Here is a 22554-nt window from a genome sequence, read left to right as displayed (position 1 = left end):
CCCCACTACCGAAAGAGTTGTTTATCGACATACGTTTGGTAACCTTGCGCGACACCGGCCACGCTATGTGTATCCGACCCGTACACCATCGGAACACCGCGTTTCAAGGCCGCATCAATGATGGCAAACGTCGGTGACGGCTCTTGCTGTGTTGTTCGCGGCAAACCGGACATATTGCAGTCCAGCATGTCGCCACGTTTAGCCACCAAGTCTAGTAACTGGTTAACTAATTGACTGGTTGTGTTATCCGACCAGACCGCGTCCAAAGGAAATTGCTGCAGCCATTTGCGATACAATGTGATGTGTCCGTATCGATGCGGCTTATTTGGCGTCTCCCAGCGAATCGCGTTGATCATCGCACTTAGGTAGGCATTAGCGACCTCGACCGGACTGCCATACTCCGCCAAGACCCCATCGCGAAAATCCAATTCACTATCGTCCACTGCTCGCAAGCCATCAGCAGTCGGTAAGAAATGCACGGACAGAATAGCATCATCAATTCGTTGCCCATACTTTGCTAACATCAACGCCGTCCAGTCCCGGTAACGTTCAAAATAATCAATTTCGAAACCGACTAATACGCGAATCCGGTCAGCGTAACGGGTTTTAATCAACGCCATCTTTTCGAGATAGGCATCTAACTCACGTTCAGCCATCGCCGCAGTGTAGATGGCGTGCCGCGAACCGCGGGCCTCTTCAACAAACTTCGGTGGCATCGGAAAGTGCTCCGTAATTGAATACGTCTTAAACCCCGCCGCAATCGCCGCTTCCAGGTAATCTTCCACCCACTCGCCAGATCCGTGCGGGCAAAATTCTGTATGTGTGTGCCCGTTCCACGTTTGCCGGTCAATGCGACCTAACTCTTCTGCACTTAACATTACGCCTCCACTAGCGGCGTTACCGCATCGCGCCGCAGCAACACGTTCACATGTGCTCCGACCTCTGGGTGTTCTCGTGTGTTCAACTGTTTCACCTTCAATCGCGTCCCACTCGTTGTCGCAAACGTAAATTCGAGCCGGTCACCCAGCAGTGACGCTGACTCGACCACACCTGGAATTGAGATCACCTCCGCATTCGCTGAGTGACGATTATCTTGTGTTGCACCGCCTGGTTGCCTGTTATCAAACATAAATAACTCTGGTCGGATCACATACTGCCGTTGTTCATTAACGACACAGCCAAGGCTACGCAGCGTGGTGCCATCAAGAATATTGTTATTACCTATAAATTTCGCAATAAACATATTCCGTGGCCGTTCATAAATATCGGTGGCACTGCCCTGTTGCTGAATCTTGCCGTCATTCATGATCAAAATGTCATCAGAAATCGCCATGGCTTCGGCCTGATCATGGGTGACAAAAATCATGGTGATGCCCATTTCCTGTTGAAAGCGGCGAATTTGATCGCGCAGTTCGACCCGGATTTTGGCGTCCAACGCGCTCAATGGTTCATCCAGCAATAGCAGTTGTGGTTCTAGCACCATCGACCGCGCGAGGGCCACCCGTTGCTTTTGACCACCAGACAATTCATCTGGGTACGCGTCCTTTTTCGCCATCATGTCGGTTAACTCCAACATATGATCGACACGTTTAATGATTTCAGCTTTCGGTCGACGCTGAACGCGCAATCCATACGCCACATTGTCAGCCACCGTTAAGTTTGGAAACAGCGCATAGGACTGGAAAATCATGCCGATATTGCGTTGATTAGGCGGCAAACTGGTAATGTCGTGACCAGCCAACCGAATGTGCCCCTTAATGTGTTTATTCAATCCGGCAATGGCGCGCAACACGGTTGTCTTGCCACTGCCGCTGGGACCAAGAAACGAGGTCAATTGCCCCTTCTTGACGCCAAAACTCATATCCTTGATCACCTGCGTTTTATTAAAGCCGATGTTTAATTGTTCAACCGTCAGTAAATCGTCCATCTTACTTCCCTGCCTTTACGTCTTTGCCGGAGAGTTTCATCAATATGATAGCGACCAGTATCAGCAGCCCAAAGTAGCAAACTGTCAGGACGCTGTTGGCGTTGCCGTTGGCCTTCATCAATCGATACATATAAATTTTGAACGTTTCGTAATCGCCGTTTAAAAAGATGTTTGTAATTACATATTCACTAAAGCCTGTCGTAAACGTCAGCAACATCGCCACGAAGACACCCGTCTTGATGTTTGGCAGCATCACGTGGACAAACGCACTCACTGGTCGCTCGCCCAGCATCCGTGCTTGCTCAAACATTCCCCGGAAGTCGCGGCTCATGAAGACGTTATCCAGACTCTGGTAAAACGCCGGAAAACTAAGCGCGGTGATAATTAAAATCAGAAAGATCAACTTTGGCATCGGCAAGTTGCCGTATATCTGGACTAACCCTGTCACAAGCACGATGCCCGGCACCGCATAAGGCATGACCATCAGATAGCGCACTTTCGCTTTCAGCCGTTCATCAAACACGTTGATGTAAAAGATGACGGGTAGAAAAAACACCATCGCCACAATCACCGAAGCCGCACCAACAATCAGTGAATTAATCGTCGCCGTCATGAAATCGCTGTTGGTCACCAACTGGCCGTACCATTTCAACGTCCACGATGCCGGTAAAATCGTCTTTACCCAGTTTGTCGCAAACGAATAAATCAGCGTTGCCAAAATGGGTAGTAATAACAGTCCGGCAATCATGGTGAGGATGCCGACTGACCACTTTCGTTCTGTCGTCATTTGCTCTTCATCCCCCTCATCAATACTGGATAACCATTCATCAAACGGTGACGTTTGCGAGCAGGCCTTTTTGTAGCCACTGCCACAGTCTGTAACGTTCGTTTACGTTTAGTTAACCAGTTCCCAATTGTCACTAAAACAACAATCGTCAGCACAAACACCGTCGATAGCGCACTTGCCAACGGAATATTCGCGTTCAGTGAACCGTTAATCAGGGAGCCAATAATGATCGGAATCGTCGCAATGTTGTTGCCAGTCAGCGCATACATCGTTTCATACGTCCCCATGGCGTTTGCAAACAGAATGATAAAGGTCTCAATTAAGTTTGGTAACACGATCGGCAACACAATGTGGATCAGGTAAAAGCGGCGATTCGCGCCAAGCATCAATGAAGCTTCCTGCCAGTCGCGGCTGATTTCACGAAATGGCGGATAGAGGAACAGGATGCCCAGAGGGACTTCAAAGAATACGTAGGCGAGGATTAGTCCGCCAAGCGAATAAATGCTGGGGCTATGGACCGCTGAACCCAGGCCTGCCATGACCGCGTTCAGAACGCCGTCGTTCCCAAACAAGATAATCAGTGAAAAGGCTAGCGGAATCCCGGCAAAGCTCGTCGCTATGTTAAATAATGTCAACGCGGCCGCCTGAGCTTTAGCGGACAAACGTGTAATCGCCCACGCGCCGAGAACAGCGATAATTAAGCCAATCAAAGCCGCTACAACAGAAATCCCGAGACTATTAAAGATGGCCTGCCGATAATATGACTGCGTAAAAATGGTCGTGTAATTGGCGAGCGTAAACTGACCGTCGCCATCCAAATGAAAGCTCGTCAGTAACATCGCCGCCATCGGCAACAGTATCGTGACACCCATCAGAATCAGAAATGGTGAGAAAATCTTCGTTTTTGTTTTCATGCAGCGACCTACTTCTTGCCCATGACGTCTGACTGCCACATCTGCGCCAACTTGACCGTGGTCGTGTTCCACTTGTCGTTGTTCTTCACGTGATAAACGTTCTTGTAGTCGCTATCTGGCAACAGTTGGCTCTTTACGCTGTCAGGCAGTTTGACATCTGAACGAATCGGCCGAGCAAACCCTTTCGCCAGGTTGATTTGACCCTGGTCGGACAAGATGAAACTCCGCGCTAATTTGGCCGCTGCTGGATGCGCCGCCTTCTTGTTCAGGACTTCCGCGTAGCCACTCGTAACCGTACCATCTGTTGGAATACTGATCTTGAACCGGTTCTTGTCGCCGCCAATCAGTTTGCGATAGTTCAACGCATTGAAGTCCCAAACGACAGCAACTTGCTGCTCGCCTTTTTTAAAGTTATCAATTGATGTATCGACCGTTGATAAGCGGTCCTTCTTATGTAAATCAGCAAAGAAGTCGATGCCGGGTTTAACGTCCGTTTCACTGCCACCCTTGGCATGAGCGGCTGCCAATACGGCATACTGCGCCTGCGCTTCCGTGGCCACATCACCGACAGAGACTTTGTAATTTCCTTTCGCTAAGTCAGCCCACGACTTCGGCGCGTCACTAGCCTTCACATTCTTCGTATCTGTGATAAACGCAATCGTACCGGTGTAACCTGCCGCCCAGTATCCCTTCTTGTCCTTTGCCCATGTCGGAATTTTGTCCCAGTACTGACTCTTATACGGCATCAGCAGGTTCTTCTTCGTGGCAGTCGGCCCCACGTTGATTCCAATATCACCAATGTCAGAGGCCTTCTTACCCTGCACATTCTTGAAGTTCTGCAACTCCTGCGCACTCGACATGTCCGTATCCTTATGTGACACATCATACTTCGCCTTAATGTCGTTCCACGACCCAATCCAGTTGGCCCACGTATCCGGCATCCCTACCGACTTCACGGTGCCTTCCTTCTTGGCCGTCTTCACCACCGTCGACCATTTGTCCGATGTTGCTGCCGCCGCATTATTCGACGAGCACCCCGCTAACGCCACTCCCAATAAGCTCAGCGTCACCGCCGCTACACCCAAACGTTTACCTAGTTTCATCCAATTGCTCCTCTCTTTCTCTGCCTTACAGAGATAAGGTTAGCAAACGGATGTAACGATTCGAGATGGGGAATGTAAAGGTTGGGTATGGATTCGGTAAAGAAAAAGGAGTGAACACAAATAGTTCACTCCCCAAAAACATTTCAGCTAATATTGATACCCCAATGATTAATTGGTCCAAACTTTGAGCCAATATTCAAATCCCAAGTAACTGCGTTTAAAAGATAATCTTCAGCCGTTTGAACGGCAGTGGCAACCGAAGATCCCTTCGCAATCTCAGCTACGATGCAGGCAGACAATGTATCTCCAGTACCATTAATATGCGTTGTTGGGCGTAGTGCTTTTTTATATTGTTTCAATTGCCCATCCTCGCTCAGTAAATAATCCGTAATTTGACCTTTATCGTCAACATCATCATGACTACCCTTTATTAAGACGTTTTTAGCACCTTCAGATTGAATGGTTAACGCCGCACTATAGTAATCTTGCTCACTTTTTATAGTCATTCCTGAAAGCACTTGTGCTTCATAAAAGTTTGGTGTGATGCAGAGACTAATAGGTATCAGTTTACGAATTATTGCACCTACAGCCTTATCTCCAATTAACTGGGCTCCATGCTTAGTCATAATAACAGGATCTAAAACAAAATTTTTAACCTGATATCTTTCTAAATAATAACGTGTAACTTCAATCACATCAGGAGAAGATAGCATCCCCGTCTTAGCTCCCGCAACATGAAAATCGGAAAAGATAGCTTCAAACTCATTCACAATAAAATCATGTGGTAAGTCAGTGCTGTCTTGAATACCAATAGAATTACCCGCTACACAAGATGTCATAATCGATAGACCATAAGTTTGCTGATGAAAGAAGGTCAGTAAATCTGCCTGTGCACCGGCACTGCCATCACAGTCTGATCCCGCAATTGTTAATACCTGGGGTACTGTCATTATCATTTCTCCTCTACTCCATTGCTTTAATTACGCTTCATTGGAATAATGTCGGGCGGTAAATCACGTGTACGTTTGTGGTAGATTGCGCGCTCACCGCCAATAAATTTCGGTCTACTTCCCAAATAAGTTGTATGTGCCTGACCAATAGTCTGAATAGAAGTTCTAAAGGGTATCTGAACAAACTTAACGTGCATGCCAATTGCAGTATCGCCAATGTCCATCCCAGCTTCCGCAGTAATGTGTTCCACTTCTACCGGATCTTTAAAAAGATCATACGCGGCAGTTTGAGCGGCACCGCCAGCCTGAAGTGATGGTATAACAGATACAATTTCGTATTGTCGTTGCTTCGCGACGGAACGTTCAACAAGTAAAGCACGATTGATCTCTTCGCCGCCTTGCACGGCTAGATTGATGCCTCTCGGAATGAGCACATCGAGTAATGCCGAAATGACCCAATTTCCAATTTCTTGATTAGGATCTTGTCCCAAACGGATACCTTGAATCTCGCTTGTACTACATCCGACAACAAAAAGATCATTTTCTTCTAGATGCATTTTTGACAGGAGTTCTTTAACACCTGTTTCAATTTCCAATCGAACGCGATCATGTAAGTCAGCGCTGTTCATTACTGTCCTCCTGCACGTTTAGCCTGGGCAGCGTGATACTTCCATGTGACAAACGTGAAACCAAGAATAATTGTCATTAAGGGATTTAAATACGGATAGAATGCAAACGGAATGTACTTCAATGAGTCGACATTTAAAGTGCCTGAAATAAAGATTCCGCTCACACCCCATGGCACAAGGTAGATTGCAAATTTAATCCGAATTTTTGGACAAATTGGTCAGCATAACCTGATACGGTGTTTTCCAGTCAAGTATTTTAAGCGGTCTCTGGTTAATTTGGAGTAACGTCGTCGTTAAATCTTGAGCACTAATGTGCTCAAAACGAGTCCCCTTAGGATAAAAATAACGTAAATTCCGATTAAAGCGTTCATTACTACCACGTTCAGCTGGCGTATAAGCATGACAGTAATAGGTCTTAATACCATATTGTGATTCAAATGATACTAGCCCACTAAACTCAGTACCACGGTCCACAGTAAAACTGTGCACCGGTCCATTAAAAGTTGTTAGGAACTTAGTCAGTGCTTCATTAACACTCGCTGTCGTTCGGTCCTTTAACCGATATGCCCAAAGGAACCGTGATTTGCGATCGATTAAAGTTAATAAAACTGCCTTACTATGCCCACGAGGGCCAACGACGGTATCTAGTTCAAAATCACCGATGCGATTACGTTGATTAATCATCATGGGACGCTGTTCAATCGATCGCCCCAAAGATTGATTATATTTGGATCGTTGGTCAACGTTACGCCGTTGGCGTACGCCATGTTCAGGTAGATCATTCAAGGAGAAACCAATTCTCCCCTGATTTAGCCAATTATAAATAGATTTAGTCGCTAGTTTAAATTCGTGAGCAATCATTCCTGGTGACCAGCTTAGATGTAAATGGTTGAGAATTGTTTGCTTTAACTCATCGCTCAGCTTAGTTTTCCGACCACATCGTGATCGCTTGTATTCGGCATCTGTTTGTGCTAATTCAGCCTGATAAGGTTGACATCGAGATAATTCATAAGAAATTGTTGACGGTGATCGGTTCAGCCGAACGCCCATTTGGATATTGGACAGCCCTAGTTCACAAAAGGTTTCGATTTTAATTCGTTCGGAATAGGTTATACTAGACAAAAGATCAGCTCCTAAAAGATGGGTTTGTTGTAAACACCATTTTAAAGGAAGCTGATCTTTTTTGTCCGAACAGCGTTCGGATTAATTTTACAATCTACTACATAATTATAGGTTACAGAATAATCGCCAGGTACTTGTGGATTTACTTTACCGGTTACTTTTAAATTGTTCAACTGAAGAGCCTTACCATTAATATCAGTTGCACTTTCAAAGTTATCATTGGCAGTCCATGTCGTATTCGGACCGGCAATTAGATTGCTATCATGAGCAAGGATACTTGCTTGGCTAGCGACAACATGAACAATTATTGCTTTATCAACGTTGTTACCTTAACTATCCACATAACTATACGTTATCGAATAATCCCCAGGCACTTGTGGATTTACATTGCCAGTAACCTTTACATCGTTTAACTGGATAGCCTTACCGTTAGCATCAGTCGCACCATCAAAGTTATCACTAGCCGTCCATGCCGTATTCGGACCAGCGATGAGATTACTATTATGACCATGTATACTTGCCTGACTCGGCTCAACATGGACAACTACCATCTTGCTAACATCGTTGCCTTGACTGTCCACATAGCTGTACGTTACCGAATAATCGCCGGGAATTTGAGGATTCACACTTCCCGTCACGTTTACGTCACTTAACCGCAGTGGCTTACCAGTAATGTCGGTCGCACCGTCAAAGTTGTCAGCGGCAGTCCATGTGGTATTTGGACCAGCAACTAGATTACTGTCATGGCCGGTTACGCTGGCTTGGCTGTTCAGCACATGAACAGCAACGGTTTTGCTGACGTTGTTACCTTGGCCGTCTACGTAACTGTAAACGACAGAGTAATCGCCGGCAACTTGTGGATTTACACTTCCAGACACCGTCACATCATTTAGTTGCAGTGGTTTGCCATTTATATCAGTTGCACCATCAAAATTATCAGCGAGCGTCCACATGGTTTTGGGACCAGCAATTAAGGAGCTGTCATGACCTAATACACTAATTTTACTAGCTGCGACGTGGACAACTACCATCTTGGTGACATTGTTACCTTGGCTATCTACATAACTGTAAGTTACGGAATAGTCACCAGGCACCTGTGCATTTACAGTGCCCGTTACTTTTATGTCACTGAGCTGTAAAGCCTTTCCATTGGCATCAGTCGCACCATCGAAATTATCGCTAGCAGTCCACGTAGTATTGGGACCAGCAACCAAATTACTATCATGGCCGGTTACGCTTTCCTGGCTTGCTGTGACGTGAACAATCACCGTCTTGTCAACATTGTTTCCTTGGGTATCTACATAACTATAAGTTACAGAATAATCACCAGGTATCTGTGGATTTACGCTGCCAGTTGTTTTGACGTCACTTAACTGTAGTGGTTTGCCATTGGCATCGGTCGCGCCGTCGAAATTATCGCCTGCGGTCCATGTCGTATTCGGACCGGCAATCAAGTTACTGTCGTGACCTTTTACGCTTGCCTGACTAGCTGTGACGTGAACAACTACCGTCTTATCAAAATTATTTCCTTGGCTATCCGTATAACTATACGTTACAGAATAGTCGCCCGGAACCTGTGGATTTACACTGCCGGTTACCTTGACGTCACTTAACTGCAACGGTTTACCTTTGGCATCAGTCGCGCCGTCGAAATTATCGCCTGCGGTCCATGCCGTATTCGGGCCGGCAATTAGGTTACTGTCGTGGCCCTTTACGCTCGCCTTGCTGGCTGTAACATATACGCCCACTGTCCGACTAACACGGTTACCTTGGCTATCCACATAACTATATGTGATGGAATATCCACCGGTAACCTGCGGATTTACGTTTCCTGTCACTGTCATATCACTTAACTGTAGTGACTTACCATTAGCATCAGTTGCGCTATCGAAATTATCGCTAGGCGTCCACGTAGTATTCGGACCGGAAACTAGATAACTGTCATGTGCTGATACCCACGCTTGAGTGGCTGTAACATGCACAACTACCTTCTTGCTGACATTATTGCCTTGACTATCCACGTAACCATACGTTACAGAATAATCGCCAGGCACTTGCGTATTTACACTACCGGTAACTTTTACATCACTTAATTGTAGGACCTTGCCATTGATATCAGTCGCTCCATCAAAGTTATCACTGGCAGTCCATGTCGTCTTTGGACCGGCAATCAAGTTGCTATCATGACCGGCGATGCTAGTTTTAACGCGGCCAACAGTTACTGTATAGGTATGCCCAGCAACAAATGTTTGCCCTGAACTCCATTGTGCTGGTGTGAGGGTTATATCATCTGTTAACGTGCCATCGTTGATATTTATATCAGTGTTAACGTACATCGCCGGATCAAGTCCTAAAGCAACTAACGAGTCAATAAAACCTTTTCGGGAATACTGAGTTCCGTCTTGCCCAACTTTGGTCAACACCTTGATGACTTTATTAGTTTCGGCATCAACTATGTTATAGGTATCCGTCACCGTCGCATGCGTGTACGTCAATGTCCTAGTAATGCCCGAATAGACGATTCCCTTTAAGTTTGCATCCGGGGCGTTTATCCCTAATGAACTCGCTGACAACGTGGGATAAAATCCGCCGCCCTCTGTGTAATTACCGGAACCGGCAAACAGCACGCCTTTCGATGCTAATTCATTCATTGTATTGGCATTCATGTTTATTGTTTTAGGAGTTGTGTTAACATCCGCACCTGTATGAACAGGCAGATGAAGAACTGGCCAACTAGACGATACGTTTGCATTGGTGTCATTGGCACCATCATTAGGTCTGAAATAATAAACCTGCCGACCATCTGTTGTATCGTTCAATTGATAGGCTGTCATAGAATCAATTGAAAAGCCCTTTGCCTTCATTTGGGTCACTAAATCATCCGCTGCCGCTTGTATAACAGGCAAACCTTGTCCCGTAATCGATGTCGGCAACACGACATAGAATCCATATAGTTGTTTATTTAAATTGGTAACGCTGTACGGAAATAAATCAAAAACGCCAGATGCGTTATATAAAATATAGTTTCCCTGACCACTCACAAAGAAATTAGACAGCGCAGGTGCCTGATTTAATGGTGGCGCAGTGACTTGAGATGCACTTGCTAACGTGAAACTCGTTTGGACAGGTGTCACTTGGACTTGGGGTGTAGGATTCTGTTGAACTAGCTGTGCTGTAGCTTCCGTGTCACTCTTAGCCTGACTACTTACACTTTCTGCCGAAGATAATTGACTGTCCACAATTGAGGCCTGACTCTTCACACTTGATACAACTGAATTTTCGGTAGCTGATTGCGTATTGGGATCGGCGTTGCTTGCTGAATGGCTGTTAGTATCGGATAAGGTACCTGATTGCGTGTTTGCGGGCACAGCACTAGACGAGGCTGCGGCACTGTTACTCAGAACATCTGAACTTTGTGTAAATTGACTCGCCGCTTCTGTACTTTTCGATGCGCTGACTTTATTGCTCGATGTTGAAGAGTCCACATTGCTGTTCGACGCCACGCTCAGAGACGATGCGGACGATGCTTTTGAAACATCACTAGTTGATGCGCCTTCTGAACCCGTACTATTCGAAACCGCGCTTGAAGCACTTAATGCATGCGCTGTTTCCGTCGTCAAATTTGTTGTGGTCGCTTTGATTGCGGCTGCATCTGTTAATCCAGTGTCTGCATGAACTATTTCGGAAATTCCAGAATAGGTAAAAACACCAAACATTCCAATCGTCAAAAATGCTCCTGGAATCCAAGCTCGTTTCTTTTTGGCTGCGTCTTCGTACGTTAGCTTGTTATAGGCACTAAATTTCATATCTAGTTTCCCTCTTTATTGATTCGTGTCCGCACGTAACATTTGCAAGGAACACTCATGTTTTATTTAGTCATCCATGGAAAATTGATCTGATAATTGTGAGGTTTAATTTTCCATTTCTGCATCATGTTCTAAGCAAGGCAATAACACGTCGATGTTGATGATGAAAACAATTGAATTTGCCAATCGCAAATTCAATTGTTTTACATTAGTTGCTACAAGTGTTACCCCCTTGATTTTTTAGCGACTACAATATATCATTGTGCTTGTAAATCGTCCACAAGATGTACTCGCTATAAAAAGATAAATTTATAACGGATTAATCGGGAAACAATTTATGTATACCAATTCGTGTATATGCACTATTCGTGCGTGAACCATTTATTGACTAAGGCTTTTAAAATTTGAGAAAAAGGTTGGTATATTAACTATGGTAATAATTTATACCGCTCCATCTAATCGACCATCTCGAGAAGCTGTTCAATGGTTTAAAAGACATAACGTGCCTTTTACTGAAATAAGAATTACTCAGCATGATCGATTGTCAGTTAAGACTTTGAAAAGACTCATTGCTGCCTCAGAAGATGGCATAGATTCCATCTTGGCTCGTCGCTCAGCATCGTTGAAATCAATATCTGGCGTAGATGCGATGAGCTTGAATGATTTGTTACAGATGATGAGCCTAGACAACTACTTGATTCATTTTCCACTCATCTTTGATGACGAGAGGAACTTGCTAGTTACTCATGGGCAAGAGGAACTTGGCGTATTCATCTCCCACAAAGAACGGATTGCTGAAATGCGGGCACTTTTGGCAAGCCATGGATAACACGCTTTCAAAAATTACTAAAAGTCCGCGCTTTTTTCTTGTGTGGACTGAGCCAATTCTTCACTAATAAAAATAGGTTTTTGTTCAATCACTAGTTCCAATGAGTTGTGTACAACTTATTGGAACTATAAAGTGCAGTGATCACCAATTACATGTACAGATTCAAGCAAAATTTGAATAATTTCACTCTGTAAAGAAGGGCCTTACAAGATGAAACACTCAAAACTTAAGCAACATTATAAAATGTATAAGTCTGGTAAGCACTGGGTGTACATGGGAATAACAATATTGACGGTTTTCTCAGTTGACCTTGCTGTTGCTAACGTGAGTGCCAGCGCATCCACACCAGATACACCTTCTCAAACGTTTAATACAGAAAGCTCTGACTCATTGGCATCTAGTGGTCAGTCAGCAAGTGATAATACTCACACGTCAACCGTGTCGCCCCATGCAGATACATTTAAAAAATCATCTAATACATCAACAATTGCCAGCAAATCTCCGTCATCAGTTTTAAATGTACCAAAACCTGAAAATGACTCTTACTCATCATCAAGTAGTTCTACAGTATTGACTTCACATGCCGCAACTAGCTTAGATTCATCTTCAAACGATGTAAATTCATTGACATCTAATCATTCAGGTGCGCCTGTCCAAGCATCTTCGCCGTCCCCCACGTCTAGTTCCGCTAACTACCAAGCCTCCCAAACCATGTCGGCAGATAAATCATCTGACTCACGTAGCTTGACTTCACAGGCTATCGACACTGAACAATTAAATCAGGCCGCGAACGATTTAAAGACGGCACTAAACGGTGCAATTAAATCACATATTCTTACAAGTAACCAGGAAATGACCGTTCAACAAAGTTTGGACCAAATGATTAGCAGCGTAAACAACGACGGAGTTTCAAACACACTTGATTCTGATAATTTCTATAATGCTCTATCAGATGTTGTATCAACCTTTCAGGTTCAGACATCATTGCAGGGACTGCCAACTTCACTTAGCAATCCGATTTTCGAGGCTGGAGATGCAATTCATGTGTTTCTCAATGAACAAAGCGGCCTCGTCCAAACTGCCACTAGCATTGCCCGCCTCACTGAGCTACTAAACAAACTGACTATTTCCATAAATCGTTTTGAATCGTCAACAGGATCTTTACCAGACGATGTCGTGGGTCAATACGTTCAGAGAATTGAAAACATTAGTGAGTCCGCTGGTTCGTCTCAAATCACTGATTTTATCGATGCCACCTTGAAGACGGGAAAAATCCTTAATGACTATGTGCAAACACCGGCTTCAATAGCGGTCAACAAAGGAATTCAACAAATAATTGATACGGGTTCAATGGGAGACATATCTCAAATGTTGTCCATTCTCAATACTGCGTTTGCCACACAATACCCGGACTTATCTGCAGCCCAAACAACAAATATTGTCCAGGACTTTTGGAATCGCTTTATACAGTGGGGAACAAGCGGTGACTTAAATCAATCTCCAGAAATGCCTGTACAAGAAGATGGCTTCAATATCGTTCCAGTCGCTATACCGGGACGCATCATGGAGCAGATATCTTCAGACTGGCCATATGCAAACGTAAACAGACTATGGAATGCAGCCGCGACAAAAATATTCAGTACCAATCCCGATTCACAAGAGTCAATCCAAACCATCTTAGGCGAGACAGAGTATCCAATTATTCAAGACCTACTGCCTTTAATCATATGGGTTAAGGTGCCCGTTACACCGACGCCGCCAACACCACCGACGCCACCGACTCCGCCGACTCCACCAACACCGCCGACGACACCGACACCGCCGACTCCACCAACACCACCTACTCCACCTACTCCACCAACACCACCGACTCCACCAACACCGACGACTCCACCGACACCACCGACTCCACCAACGCCGACGACGACACCAGCACCGACGACGACACCTACTCCGCCTACTCCATCGACACTGCCTACTCCACCAATGCCAACACAGAAGATAAAACCGATCACAAACACGAGACAATTACGTCATGAAAAATCTCAGGCTTCAAATAATGTATTGCCACAGACCAACCAACAGGTTTCGCTTACGGCTGAAATTCTAGGTATTGTTTCAATGGGTTTAGGATTGCTCGGGTTCAACTATAAAAAGCGTCACTGAAAAGTCGTCAGTATTTGCAAGAAATTAAATTAAGATTGTCGTTGTCTCAGTAGCGCTTGAGAATGTATCGTCTTTAATCAAAAGGAACAGAATAGGAGGTAGGGCTTGAAACTTTCATCGTTTATTTACCAAAAACGGTACTATGCGCCCCAGTTATCCCTACCCCCTTCCATAAGCTACAATCGGCAATCTTTAGCATGTCACTCAGCTAGTAAAAGCCACAGCGGGCTCTCACCGCCTAGCACTTAATATCATGCATGCCGAGTGCGCCTACAAAAATAGCGTCACTTCCATCACGGAAGTGGCGTTATTTGTTTTGCATTAACTTCATTTTTAGTTTGGCTGAGAATTGGCTGAGGTCAGTTTGTTTGAAAACGGAAATTTTGCTTCAAATCCAACCTGACTTGGCTTAATTAGCGCTGGCCGTCTTTGCAGCCTCAACCGCTTGGCTGGCATAGAGGCCAGCCAAATAGCCTGATGAAATTCCCCATGTATTCATCATGCTTGGCATAGAATCATGACCGTTAGCACCACCCACAATTTCACCAGCAGCATAATAACCTGTCACATCTTGGTCATCTGTATTCTTAAGTTGCATGGTCGAAGGATCAATACTATAACCACCCAACGTCGTGGCAAACCGATCACGCTGTTCAACAACATAGAACGTTTCACCATAAAACTGATGTAAGTACTGTGCATCACGACCGAAGTCTGGATCTTCTCCTGTTTCGGCTTGTTCCTGATAACGCTGAACCGTTTTAACCAATTGATCAGAATTGATGCCAGCTGCCTGAGCAACCTCGCGTAGACCACCTTTAACAAACACTGGCTTCTTGTCTGGATTATCAAAGTAACCCTTAATCTCAGCCGCAGTGAAATCATGTAGTACCAGCAAGGCATAAACTTCTTTCCAAGTGCGTTCGTCCATCACCATAAACGCAACTTTGCCCGGCTGGTCAAGAATAGCATCTCGGAACTTAGCGTAAACGTCTGATTCATTAACGATCCGCTGACCACGGTTATTCACATAAATAGCACCCATATCAGTGGCTTTTTTCGAAGCATACGTTGTCAGTTTGGCAATCCCTGGCTCCACTTCAACACCGTGTGGATAAACTTTGTACCAACCGAGATCGTGTGATTTCAAACTCAATTTGTCATTAAAACTGTACGCATCCCCTGTAGACGTCATTGGGCCATAATAGTCGATGCCTTCACTTTCAGTGCCACGCATCTTCTGATTGGCACCATACCCACCTGCGGCCAAAACAACCGCCTGTGCGTGAATAGTAATCGTTTTATTTTTAGCTTCTGCTACAAGACCAGTTACACGATCATTATCGGTCAAAATATTTTCAACGCGGGCATCTAAAAGTATTTGACCACCGTTTTGTTTAAATGCCGCTGAAACCTTTTTTATAAATTCAAAACTAGAAGCACTCGGCAACTCAATCTGTCGCTCCACAGAGTGCTCGGGCGTTTGTGTTTGAGCTTTTTGGTACTCGAGATCCGCATAGTCGCTGATAAAATCGATTGCTGAACCGATATTATTTACCATTAACTTAGTTAACTCAGGCAAGTTCGTGTTACGACTTTCTTTTGTCACATCATTGAGCAATTGTTCCGGTGAATCTTGCTGTTCTGGGAAAATGCGCGCCGCAACCTTTGAACCAGTGGCCGTCACGTTAGAACCATTAAGAATAGTTGCACCACCAAGATAGCCGTTTTTTTCGACTAAAATCACCTTGTGTCCCAAACTGAGTGCCCGACTAGCGGCAACCAAACCAGCTTCACCACCACCGATTACGGCAACATCTGCGGTTAGTTCGACATCTTGATGTTCCGTGTTCGTTGGAACCGAATGTAACTTAACAGCAGCCGCGTTAACCGCAGACTTGGCCGATGTTAACAGGGCTTTTATCATCACTGTCGCACCACTGATCGTATCAACATCAAATGACTGGTTGGTAATAATATTTTGCTTAAGTGTATCAACCACCTGATTAAAAATACCTGGCGTTTCGGAATGCTTTAACACCTTAAAATCGTCGATATGGTCATTTGAAACGTCCACTTCATAATTAATAATACCGTTGTGACCATTTGCCTGGCCGGTAATTTGCTGTTCATTGCTCATAATGGATTCTTCCTTTACTTATCTTTCCAAACCACGAGACATTAATATTTTATTCTGACGGGTAACAAAAACGGCTTCGACATCTGTCATATGATCAACCAATTCGAGCCCACGTCGACTACCTGCAAAGAAACAGACCGTCGTTAAGATTTCAGCCAATGTCGATTCCGGCGTCACGATAGTAACAGAGGCAAGATCGTTATCAATTGGATAACCAGTTAACGGACTAAGAATATGATGATACCGGTGACCGTCAACAATGAAGTATCGTTCATCAATACCAGAAGTCACAACACTTTTCGCCACCGTACTTATTGTCGTCAACGGCTGCCTAGTTGGCTGTTGTGGATTGCGAATGCCCACGTGCCACCGGCCATCCGAAGTTAACGGATTGCAGCCAAACAATTGAACGTTACCACCAAGGTTCACAATGCCAGTTTTCAGCCCATTCGATTGCAACAGATCAATAATTTGATCGGCAAAATACCCTTTGGCAATCGCACCCAGATCCAATTCCATTCCGCGCTTAGTCAGATAAACCGTTTGCTGGTCGTCATTCAACAGAACATCATCGGGTTTGATAAGCTGCAACCGGGCCTTGATATCTGATGGAGCTGGCAACTGCTGTCCATCGAAACCAATTCGCCATAGTTTCACAAGCGGACCGATTAAGACATTAAAACTGTCACGGTATTTGCGACTCGCCACTACGCCCCGTTTGATCAGATCGTACAACTGCCGTGGTACTTGCACTGGTTGCATACCAGCTTGACGGTTAATCTTCATCAACAGGGAATCCTCCAGATTAGCCGAAAATATCCGATCCGCATCCTGTAAGTAATCGTAAACGACCTCGACTGCAACCGGATTACGTTTGAATAAGGTCAGTGAAATCACCGTGCCAAACATCTCAAACTGAGAAACGTACTTTTTTGTAGTCACATTGTTCGACACCGCAATACCCCCTGACTCACACTGACTGATCGATGATAAAGTACGGACCGACCAACAATCAGTCATTTGGTCGGTCCATCTGTCATGCTATTCGAGTTTCTAGCTCAACTTCAAATCTTCTAGTTCTTGACGTAAATTCTGTAGCGGAATCTGTCCTGGTGCTGAAGCGGCACCAACTGTTGCAAACGTTAATGCAGAGCCAAAAGTTTCGCCTGCAATCCGAGAAACTTTGCCCAAATCACCCATCGACATTGTAATCAGTGGCCGATTTACCGATGCTGCAGTTTTAGCAGTGGCCGTTAATAGGGTCAAGACATCGTTAGCGTTATGAGGCATTACTGCCATCTTGGCAACATCGGCGCCGAGTTCAACCATGCCTGTTAAACGTGACTGAATTTCATCAGCAGCTGGTGTTTTGTCAAAGTCATGATTGCTCATAATGACGATTATATTTTCTTCATGAGCCTCGCCAACTAATCCTTTCACGGCTGTTTCATCATGAAAACGTTCAACATCTAGTGCATCGGTAAAGTGCCCTTGAAGAACAGTCTCGCAAACCTTGAAATAACCATCATCGGCCAATGTCAGTTCGCCGCCTTCACCTTTGGTTCTAAAGGTCGTTAACAACGCAATGTCGCCAAGAATTTGACGTAGTTGCTGGCCCGTTTGAGTTAACTGCCCTGCATCTAAGACACCATCAAAATAATCAATTCGCCATTCCACAACATCTGGTTTGACCGTGACGATCTTCTGGGCCTGTTCACCGATTTCGTCCGCGGTTTTGCCGGTAATCGGTACCGCAATTTTCGGTCGACCAACACCAAGAGTGATATTTCTGAGTTTAACTGTTGCTTGATTGATCAAGATGTTTCACCTCTCTAAAATTGCTTCGATTAGAAATCATATCTAGATAAACTTGTACTTCAAATTACGGACCATCACTAAGGCGATTAACAACACCCCAATCAAAGTCACGGCAATATCAAGTTTGAACACCCACAACACACTGGCAGCCGTATTGTTAATCACAAAACTTGAAACAAATGGACCAACGAAATAAGTCAATGCTGCCATGAAGCTGTAGTAACCCGTAACTTTTCCCTTTTCTCGTGGAAAATACTGTGACAGGATGGTCAAACCCAGTTGCCAAATGCCGCCGGCCGCAAAGAATCCAATAACAATGCTCGTTACCTGTGCTAACCACAGGCTCGGCATCATCGTCATCCATCCCAAGAAAATCAATGAGATGCCCGAATAAGCCAAAACTAGATACATTGGTTTAACCTTTGTCACAATAACGGAGGTTACAAATACTGAAATTAGGGATGCAATCGCATACCAGGAAACCAACCCCTTTGCGGTTGCCGCGCTGACCTTCAAAACGGAGATACCAAAATTTGGCACATACTGTGTAAACACATAAAACGTAAAGGAAATCGTAAAACCGAGAACAACCAATGCGGTCCCATCAATGAGAACGCTAGGCTTTGCTTTCGCAACATTTTGATTGTCCAATGCTTTGTCAACCGATGTCTGTTTCGATTCTGGTTTGCTTTCATTTTGTGGGCCGAACTGACTGCGCATGATAATGACGCCATCGACGACCATGATAACGGTCATACCAATCAAGGCTACCTTTGAATCGGGGATAGCAGCCACAATAAACGGTAAAGCAAACTGGGCAAGTGACATTGCAGCCTTAACAAGTGAATTCATGCTAGCTGCACGATTTGTAAAAGCATCCGACAATGCTGGATAACTCGACGCATCACTGAAGGAATCGGTGGCACCCATAAATAGTGCAAAGATTGAGGCCCACACAACATCTCGACTCAATACCAATCCCAAAAAGAAAATAATCGTCGTAGCAATACCGACAAGCATCGTCAACTTTCGACCAAAACGATCTGATACATAACCTGCAAAAAGAATCGTTAACAACCGACCGATCCCAATCATCGAAATAACGGTTGAGATTCCTTTTAAGTTGGTATTCCAAAGTTGCTGAAAGCTATTACTGTACTGAGAAATAATAATCGTTGCCATTCCAATGATGGCGTAGTTGAGGTATATTCCCGTTGCCAACGGCACGTATTTCTTTGTCATTTTTTCACAGCCATTTCTTTATTTTGCTCCAACTTTAAAAAGACTATTTGGTAGTAACACCGTCATCGTTGAACAAAAGGTCACGAATATAATCAACTGGCATATCTTCACCCGTCCACAATTTAAAGGCCTCAGCACCTTGTTCAAGCATCATGCCTAAGCCGTTAAAGACATGTTTGACGCCAGCTTGTTCGGCCACTTTCATCAGTTTTGTTGTTCGTGGCGCATAAACGGTATCAAACACAATCATGTCCTGTCGGAACCAGCTAGGATCGCTCACTAAGGTTTCATCCTCTAAAGGCTTCATGCCGACACCCGTGGAATCACAGTAGATTGCTGATTCAGAAATTTGCTGTTTGAAGTCATCTTGATCAGCTAACGTGTGTAACGTCGCGTGACAATTCGTCTTCTCATTAATAATGTCGACGTTATGCTTAGCATTCTTTTGGTAAACACTATCCAAATCAAAAATGGCAATTTCTTTTACACCATCTAAAGCTGCTTGAATGGCAATCGCAGTACCAGCGCCACCGGCACCAGCCAACGTCATCTTTTCACCACGAATATCCAAACCTTCATCAGACAGTGATTTCATGAATCCTGTACCATCGGTTGTGTAACCTGTTAAAGTCCCATGATCATTTACAATCGTGTTAACGGCCCCAACCATTTCTGCAGCAGGATCCAATTTATCAAGCAATGGAATGACTTTTTGCTTATTTGGCATTGAGATATTTGATCCACGCATATCCAGCGTTCGAATAGACTCAATTGCGCTTGGTAAAGTATCGTTGCCAACTTCAAAGGCCAGGTATGCGTAATTCAATCCTAATTTTGCAAATGCATTATTAGTAGATTGTAAAATTAATCCGAACGCTGTTCGGACAAAAAAGATCAGCTTCCTTTAAAATGGTGTTTACAACAAACCCATCTTTTAGGAGCTGATCTTTTGTCTAGTATAACCTATTCCGAACGAATTAAAATCGAAACCTTTTGTGAACTAGGGCTGTCCAATATCCAAATGGGCGTTCGGCTGAACCGATCACCGTCAACAATTTCTTATGAATTATCTCGATGTCAACCTTATCAGGCTGAATTAGCACAAACAGATGCCGAATACAAGCGATCACGATGTGGTCGGAAAACTAAGCTGAGCGATGAGTTAAAGCAAACAATTCTCAACCATTTACATCTAAGCTGGTCACCAGGAATGATTGCTCACGAATTTAAACTAGCGACTAAATCTATTTATAATTGGCTAAATCAGGGGAGAATTGGTTTCTCCTTGAATGATCTACCTGAACATGGCGTACGCCAACGGCGTAACGTTGACCAACGATCCAAATATAATCAATCTTTGGGGCGATCGATTGAACAGCGTCCCATGATGATTAATCAACGTAATCGCATCGGTGATTTTGAACTAGATACCGTCGTTGGCCCTCGTGGGCATAGTAAGGCAGTTTTATTAACTTTAATCGATCGCAAATCACGGTTCCTTTGGGCATATCGGTTAAAGGACCGAACGACAGCGAGTGTTAATGAAGCACTGACTAAGTTCCTAACAACTTTTAATGGACCGGTGCACAGTTTTACTGTGGACCGTGGTACTGAGTTTAGTGGGCTAGTATCATTTGAATCACAATATGGTATTAAGACCTATTACTGTCATGCTTATACGCCAGCTGAACGTGGTAGTAATGAACGCTTTAATCGGAATTTACGTTATTTTTATCCTAAGGGGACTCGTTTTGAGCACATTAGTGCTCAAGATTTAACGACGACTGTAAAAGGCACCCGTAAAATGTAGGAAAACGGCAGGTTAGAACTGTTGGTTTTCCTACATTTTTTGTATCATGAATCACATCAGAGTGTAGGAGGAATTTGATGTGAGACGTGATTTAAGAGAAGGAGTGACGATTTACGTGACTGAAAATATTAAGCCTAACTTCGCCGAGATTGCCCGGCAATATAATGTTGATTATCGAACCGTTAAGAAAGCCTATGAGGAAGTCAAAGCTGGACTTAAGGGCCGACCAAGTGGTCGACCGAAACGGCCAAGTTTACTGGATCCATTCAAGCAAACCATCGATTCAAAGCTTGAACTAAATTGTTCGGCTGCTTCAATTTTTAAATTTATCCAGAAGAAGGGCTTTACCGGCAGCTATACCCTCGTGAAAGATTATTGTCGCCAAACCCGCCGAGAACGAGTTAAGAAAGCTACCATTCGGATTGAACATTCCCCTGGTCTCTCTGCTCAAGTTGACTGGAAAGAAGAAATGGCCCTAGTGAGCAGCGAGGGTGAGCTGTTTAAATTCAATATTTTCTTGTATGTATTGCCTTATTCAAAACTCAAATATATGACACTAACCTTTGATCGGAGCCAAGATACCCTCTTTTCTTGCTTACACGACGCTTTCCTTCATACCGGAGGTATTCCGACGGAAATCTGGTTTGATAATATGAAAACCGTTGTGGATCATACAAAATCCCAGTTTGGCCACGCTGTCTTTAACGAACGGTTCCACGAATTCTGTAAAGATGCCGGTTTCACACCAATTGCTTGTCGACCATTCAGACCACAAACTAAAGGTGCAGTTGAAGCCCTTGCTCGCACGGTTGAACGTTTACGGCCATACAATACTGAATTTGCTGATGGAACTGAGCTAATCGAACTAGTTCATATGCTCCGAGATGATCTAAATCATGAAACTTCGCAGGCCACGGACGAAGTCCCGTACCTGAAATGGTTAGACGAAGAAAAAGAGTACCTTCATCGCGTTCCAGTTAATCTCCTTGAACCATACTTCGAAGAAAACATTACCCGTGTCGTTTCGAAGGAGGCCATGATCAATTTCCGCAAATGTAAGTACTCAGTAGATCCGCGATACATTGGTTGTACGGTTGCTGTTGAAATCTCCAATGATGAGCAGCGCATTCACATTTATTATAACGGAGAAGAAATTCGTACGCACTCCATAACTACCAATTCGCTGAATTATGACCCCCAAGATCAGTTCAATATCCTCAAATCTGATTTGCTTAAAGGGCGGACAGATGAAGACATTTCAGCTTACATTCGTGAACATATGACTGATTACGACAACTTATAGGAGGCTAC

18 protein-coding genes and 2 pseudogenes are annotated in these 22554 nt (G+C 44.4%); 4 read left to right on the top strand and 16 right to left on the bottom strand.

Annotated features, from left to right (window positions below):
• Positions 1–5: 5 nt before the first annotated feature.
• From hisJ to ABUE36_RS01145, 11 genes and pseudogenes are all read right to left on the bottom strand, one after another.
• The gene (gene hisJ, locus ABUE36_RS01195; RefSeq protein ID WP_421017018.1) at positions 6–878 is read right to left on the bottom strand and encodes a histidinol-phosphatase HisJ; all 873 of its coding nucleotides are present in this window, start codon (positions 876–878) and stop codon (positions 6–8) included.
• Positions 878–1927 carry an ABC transporter ATP-binding protein gene (locus ABUE36_RS01190; protein WP_421017017.1) on the bottom strand — a complete coding sequence of 350 codons (1050 nt, stop codon included), beginning with the start codon at positions 1925–1927 and terminating at the stop codon, positions 878–880. Before ABUE36_RS01190 ends, hisJ begins: the two co-directional genes overlap by 1 nt.
• 1 nt (position 1928) lies before the next feature.
• Positions 1929–2714, bottom strand: a complete 786-nt coding sequence (locus ABUE36_RS01185; protein WP_421017016.1) for an ABC transporter permease — start codon at positions 2712–2714, stop codon at positions 1929–1931.
• The gene (locus ABUE36_RS01180) at positions 2711–3628 is read right to left on the bottom strand and encodes an ABC transporter permease (protein WP_421017015.1); all 918 of its coding nucleotides are present in this window, start codon (positions 3626–3628) and stop codon (positions 2711–2713) included. The genes ABUE36_RS01185 and ABUE36_RS01180 overlap by 4 nt, the downstream gene beginning before the upstream one ends.
• Positions 3629–3636: 8 nt before the next feature.
• Positions 3637–4731 (bottom strand): ABC transporter substrate-binding protein, encoded by a 1095-nt coding sequence (locus ABUE36_RS01175; protein ID WP_421017014.1) that lies wholly within the window; start codon positions 4729–4731, stop codon positions 3637–3639.
• 143 nt (positions 4732–4874) lie between these two features.
• The gene (gene thiD / locus ABUE36_RS01170; protein WP_421017013.1) at positions 4875–5681 is read right to left on the bottom strand and encodes a bifunctional hydroxymethylpyrimidine kinase/phosphomethylpyrimidine kinase; all 807 of its coding nucleotides are present in this window, start codon (positions 5679–5681) and stop codon (positions 4875–4877) included.
• 26 nt (positions 5682–5707) lie between these two features.
• On the bottom strand, positions 5708–6310 hold the full coding sequence (locus ABUE36_RS01165) for a TIGR01440 family protein (RefSeq protein ID WP_017260604.1): 603 nt from the start codon (positions 6308–6310) through the stop codon (positions 5708–5710).
• A pseudogene (locus tag ABUE36_RS01160) lies at positions 6310–6489 on the bottom strand (Na+/H+ antiporter NhaC family protein); the annotation flags it as partial. The gene ABUE36_RS01165 and the pseudogene ABUE36_RS01160, both read right to left, overlap by 1 nt.
• 13 nt (positions 6490–6502) lie before the next feature.
• Positions 6503–7432 (bottom strand): IS30-like element ISLpl1 family transposase, encoded by a 930-nt coding sequence (locus tag ABUE36_RS01155; protein WP_096109805.1) that lies wholly within the window; start codon positions 7430–7432, stop codon positions 6503–6505.
• A 41-nt stretch (positions 7433–7473) separates the two neighbouring features.
• Entirely contained in the window at positions 7474–7683 is a 210-nt protein-coding gene (locus tag ABUE36_RS01150) for a bacterial Ig-like domain-containing protein (RefSeq protein ID WP_421017450.1), read from the bottom strand.
• Positions 7684–7761: 78 nt separating this feature from the next.
• A complete protein-coding gene (locus ABUE36_RS01145; protein WP_421017012.1) occupies positions 7762–11238 on the bottom strand; it encodes a bacterial Ig-like domain-containing protein in 3477 nt (1158 codons plus the stop codon).
• A 430-nt stretch (positions 11239–11668) separates the two neighbouring features.
• On the opposite strand from ABUE36_RS01145, the gene ABUE36_RS01140 reads away from it, so the two are divergent.
• Both ABUE36_RS01140 and ABUE36_RS01135 read left to right on the top strand, forming a co-directional pair.
• Positions 11669–12067 (top strand): ArsC/Spx/MgsR family protein, encoded by a 399-nt coding sequence (locus ABUE36_RS01140; RefSeq protein WP_338131448.1) that lies wholly within the window; start codon positions 11669–11671, stop codon positions 12065–12067.
• 210 nt (positions 12068–12277) lie between these two features.
• Positions 12278–14233, top strand: a complete 1956-nt coding sequence (locus tag ABUE36_RS01135) for a KxYKxGKxW signal peptide domain-containing protein (RefSeq protein WP_421017011.1) — start codon at positions 12278–12280, stop codon at positions 14231–14233.
• Between the two features lie 409 nt (positions 14234–14642).
• Here ABUE36_RS01135 and ABUE36_RS01130 read toward each other — a convergent pair whose 3' ends face one another.
• The 5 genes and pseudogenes from ABUE36_RS01130 to ABUE36_RS01110 form a co-directional block, all read right to left on the bottom strand.
• Positions 14643–16373, bottom strand: coding sequence for an FAD-dependent oxidoreductase (locus tag ABUE36_RS01130; protein ID WP_421017010.1), 1731 nt, complete (start codon positions 16371–16373; stop codon positions 14643–14645).
• Between the two features lie 18 nt (positions 16374–16391).
• The gene (locus ABUE36_RS01125) at positions 16392–17327 is read right to left on the bottom strand and encodes an FAD:protein FMN transferase (RefSeq protein WP_225439142.1); all 936 of its coding nucleotides are present in this window, start codon (positions 17325–17327) and stop codon (positions 16392–16394) included.
• 99 nt (positions 17328–17426) lie between these two features.
• Complete coding sequence (gene aroD / locus ABUE36_RS01120; RefSeq protein WP_420871579.1) at positions 17427–18188, bottom strand: type I 3-dehydroquinate dehydratase; 762 nt, start codon at positions 18186–18188, stop codon at positions 17427–17429.
• 45 nt (positions 18189–18233) lie between these two features.
• Positions 18234–19433, bottom strand: a complete 1200-nt coding sequence (locus ABUE36_RS01115; protein ID WP_178941812.1) for an MFS transporter — start codon at positions 19431–19433, stop codon at positions 18234–18236.
• Between the two features lie 43 nt (positions 19434–19476).
• Positions 19477–20283, bottom strand: a pseudogene (locus ABUE36_RS01110) (shikimate dehydrogenase); the annotation flags it as partial.
• 99 nt (positions 20284–20382) lie between these two features.
• Here ABUE36_RS01110 and ABUE36_RS01105 point away from each other — a divergent pair.
• Both ABUE36_RS01105 and istA read left to right on the top strand, forming a co-directional pair.
• Positions 20383–21243: an IS30 family transposase gene (locus ABUE36_RS01105; RefSeq protein ID WP_421017009.1), complete on the top strand. Its 861-nt coding sequence runs from the start codon at positions 20383–20385 to the stop codon at positions 21241–21243.
• 79 nt (positions 21244–21322) lie between these two features.
• Positions 21323–22546, top strand: coding sequence for an IS21 family transposase (gene istA / locus ABUE36_RS01100; RefSeq protein ID WP_003555353.1), 1224 nt, complete (start codon positions 21323–21325; stop codon positions 22544–22546).
• Positions 22547–22554: the final 8 nt, after the last annotated feature.

The sequence above is a fragment of the Furfurilactobacillus cerevisiae genome (assembly GCF_048961765.1).
In the GTDB taxonomy this organism is placed as follows: Bacteria; Bacillota; Bacilli; order Lactobacillales; family Lactobacillaceae; genus Furfurilactobacillus; species Furfurilactobacillus milii_A.
Note: the sequence above shows the minus strand (reverse complement) of the source record. Positions and strands in the feature narration are given on the sequence as shown.

Bases quoted from the DNA above. Each gene is read 5' to 3' on its own strand.
- hisJ (WP_421017018.1), bottom strand. From the start codon at position 878: ATGTTAAGTGCAGAAGAGTTAGGTCGCATTGACCGGCAAACGTGGAAC.
- ABUE36_RS01190 (WP_421017017.1), bottom strand. From the start codon at position 1,927: ATGGACGATTTACTGACGGTTGAACAATTAAACATCGGCTTTAATAAA.
- ABUE36_RS01185 (WP_421017016.1), bottom strand. From the start codon at position 2,714: ATGACGACAGAACGAAAGTGGTCAGTCGGCATCCTCACCATGATTGCC.
- ABUE36_RS01180 (WP_421017015.1), bottom strand. From the start codon at position 3,628: ATGAAAACAAAAACGAAGATTTTCTCACCATTTCTGATTCTGATGGGT.
- ABUE36_RS01175 (WP_421017014.1), bottom strand. From the start codon at position 4,731: ATGAAACTAGGTAAACGTTTGGGTGTAGCGGCGGTGACGCTGAGCTTA.
- thiD (WP_421017013.1), bottom strand. From the start codon at position 5,681: ATGACAGTACCCCAGGTATTAACAATTGCGGGATCAGACTGTGATGGC.
- ABUE36_RS01165 (WP_017260604.1), bottom strand. From the start codon at position 6,310: ATGAACAGCGCTGACTTACATGATCGCGTTCGATTGGAAATTGAAACA.
- ABUE36_RS01145 (WP_421017012.1), bottom strand. From the start codon at position 11,238: ATGAAATTTAGTGCCTATAACAAGCTAACGTACGAAGACGCAGCCAAA.
- ABUE36_RS01140 (WP_338131448.1), top strand. From the start codon at position 11,669: ATGGTAATAATTTATACCGCTCCATCTAATCGACCATCTCGAGAAGCT.
- ABUE36_RS01135 (WP_421017011.1), top strand. From the start codon at position 12,278: ATGAAACACTCAAAACTTAAGCAACATTATAAAATGTATAAGTCTGGT.
- ABUE36_RS01130 (WP_421017010.1), bottom strand. From the start codon at position 16,373: ATGAGCAATGAACAGCAAATTACCGGCCAGGCAAATGGTCACAACGGT.
- ABUE36_RS01115 (WP_178941812.1), bottom strand. From the start codon at position 19,433: ATGACAAAGAAATACGTGCCGTTGGCAACGGGAATATACCTCAACTAC.